Below are 18,029 nucleotides of genomic sequence, written 5' to 3' on the forward strand. Positions count from 1 at the left end.
CTTTTGTTATATTATTAGAATCCTTGCAAAACCTGCGATACGATCAGTCCAGACGAATCTCCTGACCTTTTTCCGCCGACTCGTAAATTCCGCATAACATCCTTGTCGAGGCAACACCATCCGCAATCGGGCTGATCGGTCCAGTCCCGTTCAAGCAGCAATCCACAAAGTGATCGATCTGATTCTGAAATGCACTATGAATATGCAGCCCCGTGTTATCTGTTTGCGGCTCGATATTCAATATGGTGTTGTGTTTTTCCGTTACAATCAGTGTCTCTGGCTCCAGTTCGAATCCGCCGCGTTCTCCATACAGTTTCACTGAAGATTCATCTCCGCGTGCATGCAGCGTAAAGCTTACATCCACCGCAAGCGAAGCCCCGTTCTCAAAGCGGATCAACGCATTCGCCATATCTTCGACGTTATTCACGGCTGAACTGTAATCCGCCGCCTTGTAGAAAGAAAGTTCTTCGATATGAGCACGATTGCCGAGCTTCCGATACGTATTGCCACTTACCGAGACGGGTTTCGGCCTGCCCATGAGATACCAGCATTGGTCAATGATATGTACGCCCAGATCAATAAGTGGACCTCCGCCGGAACGGTTTTTATCCGCGAACCAGCCTCCGGGATTGCCCAGACGCCGCAGAATGGATGCCTTGGCATAATACAACTGACCAAATTCCCCTGCATCGATAAACCTGCGCAGCATCTGCATATTGTTATCGTAGCGCCGCACAAATCCAACGATAAAGGTACAGCCGCTTTTCTTCACGGCTTCCTCGATTCTCAGCGCATCTTCCACATTTGTAGCCACCGGCTTCTCCAGCAGCACATGCTTGCCCGCCTCCAATGCGGCTATGGCGAATTCGGCATGCGTGTTGTTCCAGGTACAGATGCTGACTGCATCCACATGCGGGTCCTTCAGCATTTCCCGATAATCCGTATAGACGGACTGTGCATCATATTTCTGCGCTGCTGCTGCTGCGCGCTGTTCGTTCAGATCACAGATGGCATAGATGACAGCATTCTCGTTTTTGGCGTAGCACCTCATATGCAGATCCGAGATGGATCCGGTGCCGATCATTCCGATGTGCAGCATTTTGCTCGTACTCATTGTCGTCCTCCCTTCCTTTTTCCGGAACATCATTCTCGTCTAGTCTGCCCGCAGCATGCCTTTGTAAATACCAGGTGTTGAATTTTCGATCTTCACGGCACCGAGCGTCCGGGCATAAAAATCTACTGGTCCTGCCGATCCGATGATCGCATAGGCATAACCATCTGCCTTCATCGCGTGCATGCAAGCCAGCAAAAGCGCTGTACCCACACCTTTGCCCCGTGCATCCTGATTCACCCCTGTTGGGCCGAAAAAGTTGCGGCATGTCGCTTCGTAACAGGCAAAGCCAATCATTTTTCCATGTTCGAGGGCAATATAACAGGATACCGGCTGACGTGCAAAGGATACATCACACTCATCCACCCAGGGCTGGCTAAAATGCGATTTAACCCAATCCAGCACAAGCTGCTTCTCCGGGGCGATGGCTCTTCGGATGACGATGGAGGATTGCTCCAGTTTCTTCAAACCACTCTCTTGCTCCGGTAAATCGTAGAGTGCTACCAACATATCACTCATCTGATCCATTCCTCTCCTCATTGAATGTAATGATGCTTTTTTTCAAACAACTAAGCGGCAGGAAACGGACCACAGGTTGTACCACTCACCTGAAACTTAACCGTATCCCACTGCCTGTAACCTGCAAATTGCCACATGTTGCAAATAATGAGCTGACACGCCACTCACATGACCAAGCGTTCAGGTGCAACAATTTACCAAGTTGTCCCGTCTGTAAGAATGAGCGCAGCCCTAATTAGGAGTTTACCGCGATATAACCAAGATTAGAAGGGATGATCAACAATGAACAACAACATGAAAAAAGTAAGTGCCCTAATGGTCCTGTCCTTGGCCCTGAGCGGAGGAGCAGCATACGCAGCAACTCTCGACACGACACAGTCTGGTAACCAAACTTCCGTAACAACGGATAGTTCATTATCCGCAGCTGTAAAAGTGTCCGTGAACGGCACATCGATAGCTGATGGCTATTGGAATAAAGATGGCAAGGAAGCCATGATCGCACTGCGTGATCTTACGGATGCACTTGGCATTGAGTTGAAATGGAACAAAGAAAACAAGTCGGCCGAGCTGACAAAAGGCACCCTATGGACACTCGTCACAACAGACAAGGATCAGTATTCCATCAATAAAATGCTGCTTACCCTGGGAACTGCCCCTCAAATCACCGATGGCAAACTGTTCGTACCCGCTTCTTTTGCAGAAAAGGTACTACATACCCAAGTAAACACAACGGGTAACCAAGTCACGATTACAAATGAAGAGGACGTGAAAAACGTTACGGAGCGTGGTGTCATTACTGGAATCAACCCGGATCCGAAGTATCCATCCATTCATATCGGGGGTACAGGCACCGAGGGTCTGGTACTTAACCTTGGCGAGGATACGGTCATCAAGTCTGCAGATGGCAAGGAGATCGCACTTGCCGATCTGACCATTGGCATGACTGTGGAAGCCGTACATGCACCAATCATGACGATGAGCCTCCCACCGCAAACACCAACCTACCAAGTTACTGTTCTGGATACCGTTTCTGCAGATGCTGAGGCACAACCCAAAGAAGTCCTCGGTACTTCCGGTACGATTGAAAATGTAAGAACAACAGAAGATCAGGTGACCCAAATCGAGATTTCTGGCACTCGTTTAACCGAAACAGCACCTGACCACGTCATCCTCAATATTTCGGAAGATACCAAGCTGGTAAATCAGAATGGTAAGGCCATCAAAGCAGAGGAACTGACGAAAGATGCAAAAGTCATCGGATTCTATAGTCCTATGCTGACTCGCAGTCTGCCTCCAATCGGAAATGCCTGGAAAGTCGTTTTGCAAACTTCCGATGCAGAGGTTGTACCATTTCAATAAGCTAAGCAACATAAGTAGTTAAATGAACGGTTCATTATACAGTTCATCATGCAAAAATAACCTGATCCAGTCTGTTCTAGTGCAGGCAGTGGATCAGGTTATTTTTTCCGTTCTTCATTCTCCTTCAGAATCCGTTTCAATCATGGCTTCTACCTCAATCTCGACCATTAGCAAAGGATCAATAAGTGCACTCACCTCAACCATAGTGGCCACAGGCTGGATCTGGCCAAAAAATTCGCCATGAGCCCTGCCTACTTCCTCCCAACGGGAGATGTCGGTCACAAACATGCGGGTTCTTATCACATGTGACAAATCTGCGCCGAGTTCATTTAATGCCTTTTCAATCGTTTGCAAAACAAATCTTGTCTGGGCATAAGGATCTCCCGCACCGACAACAACACCATCCTGCATGGCTGTTGTCCCTGCCACCTCGATCCGGTTCCCGATCCGGATGGCACGACAGTAACCTACAAGTGGTTCCCACGGAGAACCGGTAAATACCTGCTGTTTGCTCATTGAGGCCACCCTTTCTCTACTTGTCATTTTCGTGGATAATCTCTGCATTATAACAAGCAGGGAGTATTTCGCATACCAAAAATTGGGTTATCGATCGTTATGTAGACAAAAAAAGCCCCGTGCATAAACCAACTGCTCAGCAAGTGGTAACATGCACGGGACTTATCACGCAGATGCAGGCGTCAACACATGAAACGCTCTGCCTACAGTTTAATATTAGCCTCATCAAAGTATTCCTCAAGTGTCAATCCGCTCTTCACAATGTCCGGTGCCAGATCGGTTCCGACATACCGAATGTGCCAAGGCTCATAGACGTAACCCGTTATATCCTCCTCACCTTTGAGATAACGGATGACGAAGCCGTACTCTGCAGCGTGTTCTGCCAGCCACTGGCCTTCTTTCGAGGTTCCGAATACTTCTTCCAGCGCGTTACCTACACTCGGACTGGATACATCGATCGCCAGACCGGTCTGATGTTCGCTTCTGCCCGGCTTAGAACTCACACGGTCCGTGTATTCTTGACCTTTCGTTTTGACATTGTTGTTGTAGATGGAAACCTGACGCTCGTATGAACGGTAACCGGATACGGCGCGCAGTTCAATGCCGTCCGCCTCGGCCCCGGCAAACAGCTTCTCCAGCGCTTCTGCGGCTTCCTTCCGCATATGGCGCTTCTCATGAGGACCGTCGAAGGAAAACGGCACATTCGGCTCTACCAGATCACTTGGTTCATAGCCTTCAGGCAGGCTGCGCTGCTTGTTCACAATGACAGTCATCGCTTCTGCATTGGTTACGACGGATTGGCTGTCAATCGTATTTTGCATAGCGCTGACGCTGCGCTGCTCCATCAGGGAGTCGTCCGTTGCCGTTTCATTGCCAGCATCCGCAGAACCTTGCTCATCATCCGTTGAAGCACTGCCGGAATCCTCGCTGTCACCAGATGGTGAACTGTCAGCTTCACCGTCTGTCTTGGCACCATCATCTCCAGTGTCCTCGGTTAAATGAACGGTCGTCCCGTCCGCCTCCTGTTGTGTACCGCCTGCCGCATTCAGATTCTGATTCTCCTCTGAACCCGAGCCATCCTGGCAAGCGGACAGCAATGCTCCGCATATCATCAGTGAGGACAGCAATACCGCAATGTGGCGCTGTCTTCCTGTTCGTGATTTCATATAAAAAACTCCTATCGCAAAATAATCATGACAAAAATTGAGTACGCTCTGGGGCATTTCTTCCCCTGCGACAGTATAACATCAAATTGCATTGAAGCTCCACCTCTACAGACCTCACTGGCAGGGAATGACCCTCGCGTGAAGGAGGGTGTGCGGGCTATACGTCCGTTTTTCGGACGATTAGAGCTTCATCCCCATCTTTAATCAACAGATCCAGAATAACATTTTGGATAGATATCCTTTTCAAAACATGCTTATGCAGATGCCACACCACAAACAAGCGAGGGTGATCTAAGATCTCCCCCGCTTCGATGCGTGCATCATTTGGTTGCCGGGCTGTCCTTCTTCTTCTGGACAGCCTGCCAGATCCGCGCGGCTACACGCTCGCGGATCATTGTCAGCCCGGCTGCTACGGGTACTCCCGGCAGTAGCGCGGCCAGTTCCGGCGTTGCCGGGGGCTTGCCCGGCTGCGCCAAACGCACTTTCACGGCGCCGAAGCCAGGCCCCGGCTGGTGCATCGCGCCGTCTGCGGCCGCCTCGGCGATCCATTCGCCGACGGCTGCGCCGCCTTCGCCGCCCCGCGCCTGCGGGCGGCCGGCTGTCTCCGCTGCGCGGCCCGCGCCGCTTGGATCATGGGCCAGCTCCTCTGCCCATGATCCAAGCACGCCGGCGAGCAGCGCTTCGCGCGGCAGGCCGGCGTGCGCCAACTGCAGCAGCGGCTCGGCCGCGAAGCGCGCAGCGATGGCCTGCTCCGCGGCCGCAGCATGCGCGCAGTCCTCGCGGCCGCAAGTGCACGCCGCAGCGGTCGCAGCCGCAGGCAGCAGCCCCGCAAGCTCAGCCGGTGCGGGGCCACCGCGCAGCAGCGCGTACAGCGCCAGCGGCCGCTTGCGCAGCTGGGCCAGCACGGCCTCGCGTGCGGTTTCGCTAAGCTGCGGCAGCGTACCTGTTACCGTGAACAGGCTAGCTGCTGTTCCGGCCTGATCCACGTCTGCTGACACATGTTGACGTGCTTCAGCAGACTCACTTACCTCTGCTGTCCATCCATCGGGGGACATATGCAGCTCTACATTCCATTTTTCGCTCATAACCTTCCCCCTTCCCGTTTATCGCCTACCAATGTATACATCAAACCTATAACCACGTCTCACCCTGAAGTGAAATAAGTCCGCGCAGTTCGTCATCCGACATTTCGGTCAGCCAGTTTTCACCGGAACCAACCACCTGCTCGGAGAGTGCCTTTTTGCTCTCAATTAATTCATCTATGCGTTCTTCCAGCGTACCCTGACAGATCAGTTTGTGCACCTGCACATTGCGGTTCTGTCCAATTCGGAACACCCGGTCCGTTGCCTGATTCTCCACCGCCGGATTCCACCAGCGATCATAGTGAATGACATGACTGGCACGAGTCAGATTCAGACCCACACCGCCAGCCCGGAGTGATAAAACGAACAAAGATGGACCCTCGCCCTTTTGGAACGTCTCCACCATCTCGTCCCTCTGGGTCTTGGACACGCCGCCATGGAGGAAATAGGGCTCTTCCTCATAACGCTGTTTAAGACGTGATACCAACAACTCCCCCATCGCTACATACTGAGTGAAAATGAGTGCCGATTCCCCGTTGTCCCGGATGGCATCAACCAGCTCCAGCAGGCGCTCCATTTTGCCGGATGCCTCCACCTTCGCATGATCCTTGCGGCTGCTGTCAGCCAGTACCGGATGATCGCAGATTTGCTTCAGTTTGGTGAGCGACGATAATACAATGCCTTTGCGGGCAATGCCGTTTCTGCCGTCAAGTCCACCCATCAGATCATCGACCACACGTTGGTATAGAATGGTTTGCTCGGGTGTTAACGAGCAGTACGATTTCAGCTCCAGCTTCTCTGGCAAATCCTTGCGGATGTCCGGATCACTTTTGAGCCTCCGCAGCATAAATGGCGAGACTAGTCGGTGAAGCTCCCGCAGTGACGCGCTGTTTTCTTCGGATGTCCCCATTCCTGTATAACGCTGACGGAACGATGAAGCTGTTCCGAGATACCCCGGATTGAGGAATTGGAAAATCGACCACAGCTCACTCAGGCGGTTCTCAACCGGCGTACCGGTCATGGCAATCCGATGAGGAGCCGATAAGCGCATTACACTTTGCGCCTGCTTGGTGCGATAATTTTTAATATATTGCGCTTCATCAAGGACCACGGTAGACCAATGCAATGATGCAAGATCCGGTCCGTCCCGGCCAGCCAGATGATACGTCGTCAGTACGATATCATGGGCCTGTGCCTCGTCTTGAAATGCGCTCCCATGCAGTCGTTGTCCCCCATGATGGATGTACAGCGACAGATTCGGGGCGAATCTTTTCAGCTCGCGCTGCCAGTTTCCGAGCAGAGAAGTCGGGCAAACAATAAGTGCAGGCAGGTGTACATCCTGTGAAGGGATATCCTCGCCAATCTCCAATGGATGGTCTGCCCCATACCTCTCATTTTCTCGCGCCTCTTCAGCCGCCGCCTGCTGCTCCTCATGTTTCAGGTCCAGCAGGCAAGTAATCACCTGAATCGTCTTCCCGAGACCCATATCATCTGCAAGACATACGCCGAATCCAAGCTCGCGCATTGCAGACAACCATTGATAACCCCGCTCCTGATATGGCCGGAGCTCCCCGTGCAGCTCTGCGGGCACCTGCCGGGGCTCGATACTGCGAAGCACCTGTCCGTCCAGCAGGAAGGACAGCAAGCCTTCGGATTCCGCCCCAAAAACAGACAGCCCTTTCCAGGCTGCATCTTCACCTTCCTCTGCAGCCAGATGCAGCCATTCGGATAGCGGCATATATTGTTCTTCTTCTTTTTTCATATAACGCAGAACCTGGCGAATCTCTTTGGTATCCACTTCGATCCATTCGCCGCGGAACATGACATAAGGTACGGTCGCTTCTGCCAACGCAGCAAGTTCCTCTGCTGTAACGGGTTTACCGTCCAGCATCGGCTCTGCCTTAAAGGCTACCAGCTGTTCCATCCCCAATGCATTCGGAGCACCAGGCGCCCGTTCAGTCCCACGATTCAGCATTTGCAACCGCAGCCCGGCACGCCGTTTTCCGGCACGACTCCAGCGGGATGGCATCAGCACAGTTATCCCTGCCTTCTGCAACCGAGGCACCGCATGTGTCAAAAATTCAAAAAACGGCTGCTGCTCCAGCTTCATTCCTTCCGGGCGTGGTTGAAGCAGGGCGATTTCCAGTTCAGGTGCCAATTCACTGGCTTGACCCAGTGCCATCAACAGCTGCTCCGCCGCAGATACGTACCGTACCTTTCCCCGATCCAGGTCACGTTCGGGGTGGGCCCAGATGGTGCGTGCAGGCAATCTCAGTCCAGACTCCTGCGCACTATCTGCCCAGAAGGTTATTCCCCATAATGATTCGTGTTCACCAAGAGGGGGCTCAAGCCGCAGCACCAGTTTCAGCTCGCCTTCCGTGGGAGCTGTCTCCTCACTGCCCACGACCGGCATCTTCGTGCCCCCTGCTTCTTGCAATGTTTCGATAAGTTCTGCCATTTCCTCCGTTGGGCCCTGCACAGTCACGGGACGGAACATGGAAATCAGACTATTCCACCACAACTCGGCTACAGGAGAAGATCCACGCCGAAATTGAGTACGGTACCGGGACAAGTCGCTATCCATACTTTCAAGTTCCCCTGTTACAACAGCGTGAATCATGCCACTCATGAATGAAAATAAGACAGCAGCGCCAGCCTCCTCCCGCGATTCCGGCTCAGAGGAAGCATACGCACCAGGGGCAGACAAACCGATCGGCGGCATCGCTTCCGCCAGCTCGCGAAAACGCTCTACATCGGCTTCCTGCGATAGACGAGGGCGCCAAGTTCCTGTAAGCGTCTCTTGACCCGTACGCCGCCGCGCACCGGTTTTGGCCGCGAACTCAGCAGAAGGAGCAATCTCCCCGCGCAGCAGCAGTTCCTGTGTGAACTGTGCTGCTTTTATCCAGTAGCGGATCTCCTCCCCTGCCTGAATCCCTGCGGCCTTCAGTATGCTGTCATCCCAATGGAGCAGCAGTTTAAATGTATCTTTGGGTGAGATCGCCAATCCTTCCAGCGTCCGTCCAAGCAATTGGCGCCGCTTCGTACCCTTGGCTTCCGCAGCATTACGCATCGGATTGGGCCAGCGCAGCTCCGCAAGACGCAGAGCGGCAGGCTGAAACAGACGACCCCCGTCGCCAAAATTCAGCCTCCTTACCACGTGGGTCCAAGCATCTACACGTGGTTCCGATGTTTCACCGGAAAAACAAAAAAATACGTCACCAAGCCATACTCCATACAGCGATTGCATCATTACAGTCTCCCGTCATCCCTTCGCATTGTTACTCTCCATCATATACGAAAATGCCCGGATTTAAAAACCTTTACGCACAAAAATTGCTTTAACCTTCTCCTGATACTCTCCTTACAGGAGGAATCCGCATAAAAAAAATGTCCCTTCTCCCCTATAAGGGATTAGGAACATTAAGATTTTAGGCAGGGTGTCCTCTGCCATTGCATTAAAAATGAAATTGTTTATTCGCCTCAGCTCGTCAACATGCCCAACAGTACATCCAGATTCAAAATACCCGCAGTATGATCTTCGGCATGTCCAATCTCCCTAAATACGCCTGTCATAAAACGTTTATGCTCTTCCGCAGGTTCTTCGAATCGGTCGTACGTCACCACAGAATCTACCGTATCCACAATCAGAGGCACAAAACCTCCTTTGTATGGTACGACAATGATACGCGTAGAAGCATCATCTTCCCGATCGGGCATTCCCAGCAAAACCCGCAGACTAACGACGGAAACCACCTTGCCGTATAAAGATCCAAAACCTCTGATTTCCGGGCTGCCGAACGGGACGGTGGTTACGGGAATCATCCTGATAATTTCATGAACTTCCTCAATGCGAAGCGCGAAAAACTGATCTCCGACCGTAAAATTAATGTATTGAACTTGAGCTTCCTCATTCATAGTTGTCTCCATACCCTCTCACTTTTAAAGTGTTACTTGGTGTATCGGCTATTTTCCATGAAATATTTAGAGCTTCGTCCATTTTGGCAAGCTGCAGCAATGATTTCAGTACTCTAAAAAAACTTGATAGAAAATTCATATCGAGGTCGATTCGATTAGAAAGGACAGTCTTTCTTTTTTATAGTTCAATTTTCCTATAATCACTCTATAAAAAACGCGAAAAATGTCGATATACACTATACATTCTTTTCGAATCAACACCTTCTGTAACGAACCTATTAAGAAATGAGGAAAAACATGACACTTAAAACCAAAGTCATCGTCATCGTCACCACCATTTGTATTTTGCTCGCAGCTCCATTAAGTTATATCGCTCTCCTCGTGATTGAGAAGCAAGCTACGGAGTCCGTGGACAACGAGCTGCAGAGCACAGTTCAGCTCGCAGTTTCTGAAGTAAACGGGTGGGCCACTGCCCAAGCCAAAGTTATTGAAACTCTCGGGAAGATCATTGAAGACACGGTACCTCTGAATGAGATCGGGATGGACCATCTGCAGGCATTTCAAATGCCGTCCAACAAAGAAGATATCGCCACCATATATTTCGGCCTTGAAGACGGAACCTATATGGATGGAGCAGGCTTTATGCCCGATGCGACCTTCGATGCTCGCGAACGGCCCTGGTACGTGGAGACCAAAGCCTCCAATCAGCTTACATTTAGTGATGCTTACGTAACGAAGGCAGGTATCCAGTCCATTTTTATTGGCGTGCCTCTGCATGACACAGACGGAAACTTCCAAGGAGTCATCGCCGAAAATATCTCGCTGGATTCCATCAAGGATGAAATTAACTCCATCCAAACCGACAACGGTTTTACCTTTTTGCTGGATCAGACCGGGGTCGTGCTATCCCACCCCAATCAGGAGTTGCTGAATACCCCGCTTGCCGATCAGAGTGACTACACTGATATCGTGGGCACGATGCTTACGGAACCAAGTGGATTATCCGAATATACGTACAATAACGATCGTCAGTTAATCTATTATGAGAAAATTCCAAACACGAACTGGATTGTTGCTACATCTATCTCCAAGGCAGCAGCCCTGGCTGAATTTACGAAGACAAGACAGTTGTATCTTGCATTTATCGTGGTGTTCACAGTGATCCTGGCGGCTCTTGCTTATTTCTTTGCCATAAGAACAATCAAGCCTTTGCTTGACATGAAAAATAGTGCCAAGCAGCTGGCGGCCGGGGATCTTACCGTGCATGTGGCTGTAAAGGGCAAAGACGAAATTGCACAGCTGGGCTCATCATTTAATGAAATGTCTTCCTCACTACGCAGTTTGATTCGACAAGTCGACCAATCGGCACAGCAGGTCCAATCTTCGTCCCAGACCATGTTCAAAGATGCCTCCAGCAGTAACGAAATTGCTGGGCAGATCTCGACGGTAATTGAGGAAATTGCTAAAGGTGCGGGAGAACAAGCCGAATCGATTCAAGCCGGAGCTGAATTGGTGTCCGGAATTAACGGAATCATTGATCAGATTACAGACGAAGCCCGGCAGGCTTCCGAAACGATATTGGACGTTAATCACGCGATGGAGAGCGGCAAAGACGCCATTGCCCGTCAGACAGATCTTTCCCAGGCAGGACAGGAATCCACCAGTCGGGTTGAAACATCCAATGAGCTGCTGCTCAGCAAAATTGGCGAAATATCCGCCATTACAGGCAGTATTCAGAACATTGCAGCACAAACCAACCTGTTGGCCCTTAATGCATCAATCGAAGCTGCACGCGCCGGAGAGCATGGCAGAGGATTTGCCGTTGTGGCAGGAGAGGTGCGTAAGCTTGCAGAACAATCTTCGCATTCCGTGGCTGAAATCGATCAGTTGTTGAACGATTTGAATGCAGCAGGTCAACAAAGCGCAGCAGAACTGGAGCAATTCCGCCTGAATAGCTCAGCTCAGTCAGAGTCCATGGTCGAGACATCGGCATCCTTTGACCTGATCCGTCAGTCTGTAGATGAGATTATACACAAAATCAGCTCCATTACTTCGGGCATGACGGAGATCAAAACAGGTGCAGCCCAAGTATCTGACGTGATCACAGGGCTCGCAGCTGTGGCAGAGGAGAGCGCTGCTTCAACCGAGGAAGCTGCATCTTCCACGATGGAACAATCCCTGTCCATTCGCAACATCTCGGAAGCAGCCAAAGCTTTATCCGATCATGCAGATCAGCTGCTGCGTGAAGTCAGCCGTTTTAATACGAAAAACAAATAAACTAAACTCATACACCCCATATGAAAAAAGACCAAAGGGTTGGCAGTATGCCAAATCTTTGGTCCTTTTTCATCCTAATATCTGTGGATAACTTTTATATTTCAATAATTAGAGTGAATTTCCACAGTGAAAGTACAAGTTATACCCCTTTTGTGGATAAGTTGTGCACATATTGCACACAGTTTGTGGATAAATACGTATTTCTATGTGGATATACAATAATTTAATGTGGACATGTTGTGTATTTGTTTGCAAATCTCACGTAAAATCTTAAATGCCCACTCCAATTATCCCTCACTGTGGACATACTGTGGATTGCAGAATCCATCGTTTCCATCAGTCCCGTTATTCAACCAACTCGCCTCTGCGCATAATCAGCCTGTCATCGATATAAACATCCGGCTTTTGCACAACCGCATCAATATGTACCCCCGCCGCAATCGTTCCACCGAACGTGTTATTGCTGCCGAAGGCAACATGAATGGTTCCATACACCTTCTCATCTTCCAGAACAACTCCCGTAATTCGAGCCTTATTGTTGGTCCCAATGCCGAATTCACCGAGGTAACGACCATCCTCTTCGCCCAGCATCGCCAGCAATTGCTGTCCGTTCGGGCCTTCTGCTGAAACCAGCCGTCCTTCTTGTACAGTTAGAGTCATCGGTTCCCGGAGTGCACCGATTCCGGCTACAGATCCATCTACAACAATGCTGCCTTCACCTTGGCCTTCAACCGGAGCAATGTACGCTTCACCCGAAGGCAAATTTCCCGATTCGCCAGGATTCAAATACATTCCCGTACTGGGCACTCCACTTCGATCCTTGATGGAGAACGCCAGGCTGTGTCCGTCCTTTTCGATCCGAACCTGGCTGCCGGCAGTTAGTAAAGCTGTCACCTTCTCGGTCAACGCCTTCACCTGTGGGTATTCGGCTGTGATGGCACCATTCATGAACATATCTTCCGTCATGCCGGGCATGGTGGCCACTCGTGTTCCTGATCCAGCCGCTTGTTTCCGGGCCTGTGTATGGGTTAATGAATATCTCGTCACACATACGGCAACATCGGCTTGCATCATGGCTTGTGCAACCGCTGCTGGCGGTTCTTCTCCGGATCTGCTCCGTTCCTCCATGATCATCAGTACAGATTCTGCACCAAGTGCTTTACCCGCCTCATAAATGGATTCAGCCAATTCCCGTTTGGCATCATCCGCCACGACGACGAGATTCTCTCCCTCACGCAGCCCCAGACATTCAGTTAGTACATTTTTACTGATTTCCACACGTTGCTGATTCATTTCACTATCTCTCCTGTCTTTGGTTGAACTCAGTTGGACTCCTTAACCCTCGACTTGACCCTTTCGACAATCCGGATGGAATTCCTGCACGCCCCAACTTGGACAGGAATTTGAACTCATCTCATCGTAGCGGACCATTCTGCGAGAATTGCAGCCGCTTTCCGGTATTGAAAGACTGGAAAGTAATGACCATAAGGCACATCTATCCGGTTAAACTGTGGATTCAAATCCTCTGGGTAGTGATATTCCAGGTCTTCCTTGGCCCATACTACTAATGTATTGTTAGCTTGATCGACTCGGTTCCACATTCTCCCCCATGATGATGTAGTACCCTTTATTTTGCCGGAGTGAATCCACCGCAACAAGTCGGTATGCGCTCCCGCTATCCGCGGGGATTGCAGACTGGACTGGATTCTCTTAGCCAGTACAGCCTCCGTAAGACTGCCTTCTTCTCGGACGCTGGATGTACTTAACATATGCCGCCAACTCTTCTCCGACCTTCGACTAAGAAGTTTGCGCATAATGCCTCTTGGCAAACGGGAAACCCACAGAAGCATATTGGGATCTGTATTGTCAGCGACCGGCTGAAGCAAACCAAGCCGGATATCCTTCCTCCCACTGCGCAGCATCGCCGCAGATGCAATCGCAGCACCTATGGAGTGACCTACCAGCTTCATCGGACCTTCAAACTCTGCTATGGCCGTAAGCAACGTATCAACCTGACCTTCAAAAGTTTCATCCCCCTGATGTACAGGGGAACGTCCGAACCCTGCCAGATCCACAAGCCAAACCGGGTTACCTGTCAGCACATGCAGCTGCTCTCCCAGAGGTAACATTTCATCAGCACAATTCAGCAGACCATGCACGATCAGCCATGGTTCTCCTTTCCCTTCCCAGCCAAGCGCCGCCAAGTTCCCAATGCGGGTTCTGGTCCAACCGGAAGGCCTTTTTTCATAAGGTTTATGGATTAGGCGATAATCCAGATCGGCTGTCACAAACGGAAGCTGCTCCCGGATATCCGGCCATGATTGTCCCATGCGTTTAAATAAATCTTCCGTCTCATCCACATGAAATATTCTGTCTGTAATAAAAGAAACGGATTCGGCCGGCACACCGCTGACCCGTGCCCCGCCTGATCTCATTGCAAACTGCATCCATGATAACGGAACAGCCCCGTTGGGCTTCGGCACATCCAGCTGTTGCGCAAGAAGTTGGAGCAACTCCTTCATGTTGGGACTGTTTTCTTTGCGTGCCAGGAGCGGATAGGTTCCGCCTGACGGAGTTGATTCTTTGGTCAGGAAAACCAGCGTCCGCGCAACCACATCATTCTCAACTAACGGCAACCAATAAGATGATCCTCCGGGCACAACCGGCATGAGCCGTTTTTGCATCGCCTGAATGAGCAGGCCGATACCACCTGTTTGCTCGGTCTCACCCGTTGGACGCGGTCCAACCACTGTGCTCGGGTTCACAACAGACAATGGATATTGATGCTTTTCTGCATGCTCACGGAGGTATAAATCGGCATGAAACTTCATTTCTTCATATGCGCTTTCATTCGAAGCCATTTTGTCGATTGGTATGACCTCACCCTTTTCGTTACGCAGCCAATAAGGACTCATGAATCCAACCACATGGATAACATGTCTCAGACCATGTACATGCTGAATCTCCTCAGCCAACACGGCTACTTCCTTTGCCCCATTCATAAATATCTGCTCCGCAACTTTGCGCTCCAGAGTTACGTCCATTGTCCCGCCCGCATGAATGATGACATCCGCTCCCAGAGCACGTTCCCGATCCGCTGTCGTGAGTCCAAGTCCCTTCACCGACAAGTCTCCTTGTATAAATGTGATTTTGCTAAAATCTGTTATGCCATAAGAATCCAAGGCACTCCTGGCTTTGGATTCAGAACGGACAAGCAGTACTAATCGTACGTTTTCTTCCACCAATTGCTTTACGGCCTCCTTTCCGATAAATCCAGTACTGCCTGTCATAAAGACCACGGCTGATGCCTCTGAGTCCACCTTGTTTGTATTTTTCGAGTCGTTTGCTGCTATGTATGTAGAATTTACGTTCATGACTCCACTCCCCTAATTAGTACCATTTAGTACTAAACATATTTAAAAAAAGAGCTTCGCTTTAACGAAGCATCTGGCAAAACGTACGTGCGGACTGTTCGATAATCCTGGTATCCTTAGCGGTCTCCGCCAAAACCAATGAACCTTCCAGTGCGGCTACAAAGAGCGAAGCAGCAGCTCCTGGATCAATAGTTTGACGGAATTCGGCACGATCCAGTCCCTGCTGAAACAACTTCTCGATCATTGGCTGCAGCTCACGGAAAAATCGGGATATGCTGGCCTTCACCTCGGGCGCACTGGCGGGTGTCTGCATATAAAGAGTTATAAAAGGACAGCTTCCTTCATAATTACGATCCTCAATTCCAGCAGACAACGACGATATAAACGTGTTAATGCGTTCTTCAACACTTCTTTCTCGCTGACTGAGCAACAGGTATACCTGTGACTCATACTGGGCGATCCAGTATTGCACAACCGCTTGAAGCAGTTCCTCCTTATTTTTGAAATGATAATAAATATTGGACTTGGACACCCCGCTCGCCCGCACGACTTCATCCATGCTGACATAGCTGTATCCCTGACGCAAAAATAACTGTGCAGCTACTTCGACTGCCTTGGTCCGGTTAACAGGATTGGAACTTCTGGATTTAGCTGAATTAGAGCTTGATGTTGGTTTTGTCATAAATAGAACTATACAGTACTAAATATACATATACAAGTTTTTCGGTTAACAAAGAAGATAATTTCCACATGAAATCCTCGCACTTGTCCACATTTAGAACCGTATACACACAGGATATCCACATATAGTGTTAGCCTGGTGTTAAACATGTCAATGAGCCATCTAATACTCCCGGGTTATCCACATTTCAGGAGCGGCTTTTCGTTTTATTGGCTTCAAAGTGCAATAATTGAGTCAACACACAAAAATAGGCCAACCAGAACGCAATTCTGGCTGACCTATTTGAGCTGACAATAGATTTAAACTTTTCCGAAGGGCTGCAGTTCCTGTGGATACCCCTTTTATGTGGATAACCTCTCAAGGGTGAGAAAGAATGTTCCTATTTTACGAATGTGGTGAATTGTTGATGGGTTTACTTTTTCAGACTATCCCAGTTTTGCTGCAAGGCATCAAGCAATCCGGCTTTATCCGATTTGCCTGCCACATATGCCTGAATCGTGCTGCCGTATTCCTGTGGGACACCTTCCGGGAAGCGGTTGAAGTTCCAGCTCAATGTTTTATTTTCCTGACTGTACTTCATGATCTCTGTTGCCAGATCTCCCAGATCCTCTTCCGATGCCTGGATCGAGCTGAACGCCGGGATAAACTTGAATTCTTTGGTCATGTACTGTTTCCCGATGTCCGATGTCACGAGCCATTCCAGGAATTCCTTCGCTTCCGGCTTCACTTGCGAATTTTTGTTCACAACCCAGTAGTTCGGTACGCCGACAAACAATTTGTCATTTGGTTCATTCGTGATTGGCATTGGCAACATACCAAGATTCAGATCCGGGTTAATTCCATCAATCTGCACCTGTGTCCAGTTCCCTTGCTGCATCATTGCTGCTTCCCCACTGGCAAACAGGGTTACCTGCGTATTGTAGTCCGTTGTAAGCGGGTTTTTGTTGCTGTATTTCAGCGTTAGGTCAAGCAGGTTCATCCAGTCCGTAAACACTTGATTGCCCGGGATTTTCTCTGTACCTTCGTTAAGACCCTGAATGAACTTCACCGGGTCTGCCTGATTCGCAAACGCCACGTTTACATTATGATTGCCGAGCACCCACCATTCCTGATATCCGTTCGAAAATGGCGTAATGCCTGCAGCCTCAAGTTTCTGTGCAGCCTGATCCAATTGTTCCAGTGTTGTTGGAATTTCGGTGATGCCTGCTTTTTCGAAAAGGTCCTTGTTATAAATGAAACCATAGCCTTCCAGTGCCAAAGGCTGTCCGTACAGCTTTCCGTCTTTGGTCATCGGCTCTTTGGCTACTTCAAGCACGTCCTTCGTCCAAGCTTCACCCGACAGATCTTCCAGATATTCAAGCCAGGTATCCAGTTCACGATAACCACCAACGTTGAAAATATCCGGTTGTTCGCCAGCCGCGAACTTGGCTTTCAATGCAGCGCCGTAGTCACTGCCGCCGCCAACAGTTTGAATGTCCAGCTTGATGCCTGGATGGGACGATTCATATTCCGCTTTGAGGCGGTTAAGCGCTTCCGCAATTTCGACTTTGAATTGAAAGATCTTAATGGTTTTGTCCCCTGCAGCAGCCTCTCCGCCAGTTTGAGCATCCGTATTGACCGGACTGCCGCTTTTGTCCCCGTTGCCACAACCTGCGAGCATTACCGAAAAAGCAATCAGCATAAGCAACGTCAACTTTGTCATTCTTTTCATACATACACTCTCCCTATAGTAGTTTCAGTATAACAGCTTGTTGGCTATATTCAGCCACTGGGGTGCAGGCGGCGATTGATTCACAACCGATCCTGCCCCGGTGCGCCCGCCCTTGCATACCTCTTTCTCTTACAGATTCTGGATTTACATCTTTTAGTTTTGGTATTTTTCTCCAGGAGTCAGGCCCAGATCATGAGGGCATGACTCCCTTTCCACCCTCTATGCGAGGTGGGAGCGGAGGGATCATGTTGCACTGGAGAAGCGAAGCGCTCGCCTTTGATACCCGGTGGCTTCCTCTACTCCAATTATTCAGGCCA

At 50.0% G+C, this 18,029-nt stretch carries 13 protein-coding genes; 2 read left to right on the forward strand and 11 right to left on the reverse strand.

Annotated features, from left to right (window positions below):
- Positions 1-43 precede the first annotated feature (43 nt).
- A complete protein-coding gene (locus HP552_RS07265; protein ID WP_175394897.1) occupies positions 44-1,114 on the reverse strand; it encodes a Gfo/Idh/MocA family protein in 1,071 nt (356 codons plus the stop codon).
- Between the two features lie 39 nt (positions 1,115-1,153).
- Positions 1,154-1,630, reverse strand: coding sequence for a GNAT family N-acetyltransferase (locus HP552_RS07270; protein WP_175394898.1), 477 nt, complete (start codon positions 1,628-1,630; stop codon positions 1,154-1,156).
- 282 nt (positions 1,631-1,912) lie between these two features.
- Between HP552_RS07270 and HP552_RS07275 the strand changes: the two genes are divergently transcribed.
- The gene (locus HP552_RS07275) at positions 1,913-2,989 is read left to right on the forward strand and encodes a copper amine oxidase N-terminal domain-containing protein (protein ID WP_175394899.1); all 1,077 of its coding nucleotides are present in this window, start codon (positions 1,913-1,915) and stop codon (positions 2,987-2,989) included.
- A gap of 114 nt (positions 2,990-3,103) precedes the next feature.
- Here the strand turns inward: HP552_RS07275 and HP552_RS07280 are convergent, their stop codons facing one another.
- The 5 genes from HP552_RS07280 to HP552_RS07300 all read right to left on the reverse strand — a co-directional run bounded on the left by HP552_RS07280 (position 3,104) and on the right by HP552_RS07300 (position 9,668).
- Entirely contained in the window at positions 3,104-3,505 is a 402-nt protein-coding gene (locus HP552_RS07280; protein ID WP_175394900.1) for a RidA family protein, read from the reverse strand.
- A gap of 203 nt (positions 3,506-3,708) precedes the next feature.
- Positions 3,709-4,671: a M15 family metallopeptidase gene (locus tag HP552_RS07285; RefSeq protein ID WP_175394901.1), complete on the reverse strand. Its 963-nt coding sequence runs from the start codon at positions 4,669-4,671 to the stop codon at positions 3,709-3,711.
- Positions 4,672-4,991: 320 nt separating this feature from the next.
- The gene (locus tag HP552_RS07290; protein WP_175394902.1) at positions 4,992-5,756 is read right to left on the reverse strand and encodes a hypothetical protein; all 765 of its coding nucleotides are present in this window, start codon (positions 5,754-5,756) and stop codon (positions 4,992-4,994) included.
- Positions 5,757-5,802: 46 nt separating this feature from the next.
- Complete coding sequence (locus HP552_RS07295; protein WP_175394903.1) at positions 5,803-9,003, reverse strand: DEAD/DEAH box helicase; 3,201 nt, start codon at positions 9,001-9,003, stop codon at positions 5,803-5,805.
- A gap of 230 nt (positions 9,004-9,233) precedes the next feature.
- Entirely contained in the window at positions 9,234-9,668 is a 435-nt protein-coding gene (locus HP552_RS07300) for a chemotaxis protein CheW (protein ID WP_175394904.1), read from the reverse strand.
- A gap of 297 nt (positions 9,669-9,965) precedes the next feature.
- Here HP552_RS07300 and HP552_RS07305 point away from each other — a divergent pair, with 297 nt between their 5' ends.
- A complete protein-coding gene (locus tag HP552_RS07305; protein ID WP_175394905.1) occupies positions 9,966-11,945 on the forward strand; it encodes a methyl-accepting chemotaxis protein in 1,980 nt (659 codons plus the stop codon).
- Between the two features lie 345 nt (positions 11,946-12,290).
- On the opposite strand, the gene HP552_RS07310 is transcribed toward HP552_RS07305, so the two are convergent.
- The 4 genes from HP552_RS07310 to HP552_RS07325 form a co-directional block, all read right to left on the reverse strand.
- Positions 12,291-13,238 carry an aminopeptidase gene (locus HP552_RS07310; RefSeq protein ID WP_175394906.1) on the reverse strand — a complete coding sequence of 316 codons (948 nt, stop codon included), beginning with the start codon at positions 13,236-13,238 and terminating at the stop codon, positions 12,291-12,293.
- A gap of 116 nt (positions 13,239-13,354) precedes the next feature.
- A complete protein-coding gene (locus HP552_RS07315) occupies positions 13,355-15,319 on the reverse strand; it encodes an alpha/beta fold hydrolase (protein ID WP_175394907.1) in 1,965 nt (654 codons plus the stop codon).
- Between the two features lie 61 nt (positions 15,320-15,380).
- Positions 15,381-16,001, reverse strand: coding sequence for a TetR/AcrR family transcriptional regulator (locus HP552_RS07320; RefSeq protein WP_175394908.1), 621 nt, complete (start codon positions 15,999-16,001; stop codon positions 15,381-15,383).
- A 412-nt stretch (positions 16,002-16,413) separates the two neighbouring features.
- The gene (locus HP552_RS07325) at positions 16,414-17,712 is read right to left on the reverse strand and encodes an ABC transporter substrate-binding protein (protein ID WP_175394909.1); all 1,299 of its coding nucleotides are present in this window, start codon (positions 17,710-17,712) and stop codon (positions 16,414-16,416) included.
- Positions 17,713-18,029 lie beyond the last annotated feature (317 nt).

Origin of the sequence: Paenibacillus xylanilyticus, from assembly GCF_013359935.1 — a bacterium.
Lineage (GTDB): Bacteria > Bacillota > Bacilli > Paenibacillales > Paenibacillaceae > Paenibacillus > Paenibacillus xylanilyticus.

What these genes read in the sequence shown, in the direction of transcription:
- HP552_RS07265 (WP_175394897.1), bottom strand. Translation starts at nt 1,114, where the DNA reads ATGAGTACGAGCAAAATGCTGCACATCGGAATGATCGGCACCGGATCC.
- HP552_RS07270 (WP_175394898.1), bottom strand. Translation starts at nt 1,630, where the DNA reads ATGAGTGATATGTTGGTAGCACTCTACGATTTACCGGAGCAAGAGAGT.
- HP552_RS07275 (WP_175394899.1), top strand. Translation starts at nt 1,913, where the DNA reads ATGAACAACAACATGAAAAAAGTAAGTGCCCTAATGGTCCTGTCCTTG.
- HP552_RS07280 (WP_175394900.1), bottom strand. Translation starts at nt 3,505, where the DNA reads ATGAGCAAACAGCAGGTATTTACCGGTTCTCCGTGGGAACCACTTGTA.
- HP552_RS07285 (WP_175394901.1), bottom strand. Translation starts at nt 4,671, where the DNA reads ATGAAATCACGAACAGGAAGACAGCGCCACATTGCGGTATTGCTGTCC.
- HP552_RS07290 (WP_175394902.1), bottom strand. Translation starts at nt 5,756, where the DNA reads ATGAGCGAAAAATGGAATGTAGAGCTGCATATGTCCCCCGATGGATGG.
- HP552_RS07295 (WP_175394903.1), bottom strand. Translation starts at nt 9,003, where the DNA reads ATGATGCAATCGCTGTATGGAGTATGGCTTGGTGACGTATTTTTTTGT.
- HP552_RS07300 (WP_175394904.1), bottom strand. Translation starts at nt 9,668, where the DNA reads ATGAATGAGGAAGCTCAAGTTCAATACATTAATTTTACGGTCGGAGAT.
- HP552_RS07305 (WP_175394905.1), top strand. Translation starts at nt 9,966, where the DNA reads ATGACACTTAAAACCAAAGTCATCGTCATCGTCACCACCATTTGTATT.
- HP552_RS07310 (WP_175394906.1), bottom strand. Translation starts at nt 13,238, where the DNA reads ATGAATCAGCAACGTGTGGAAATCAGTAAAAATGTACTAACTGAATGT.
- HP552_RS07315 (WP_175394907.1), bottom strand. Translation starts at nt 15,319, where the DNA reads ATGAACGTAAATTCTACATACATAGCAGCAAACGACTCGAAAAATACA.
- HP552_RS07320 (WP_175394908.1), bottom strand. Translation starts at nt 16,001, where the DNA reads ATGACAAAACCAACATCAAGCTCTAATTCAGCTAAATCCAGAAGTTCC.
- HP552_RS07325 (WP_175394909.1), bottom strand. Translation starts at nt 17,712, where the DNA reads ATGAAAAGAATGACAAAGTTGACGTTGCTTATGCTGATTGCTTTTTCG.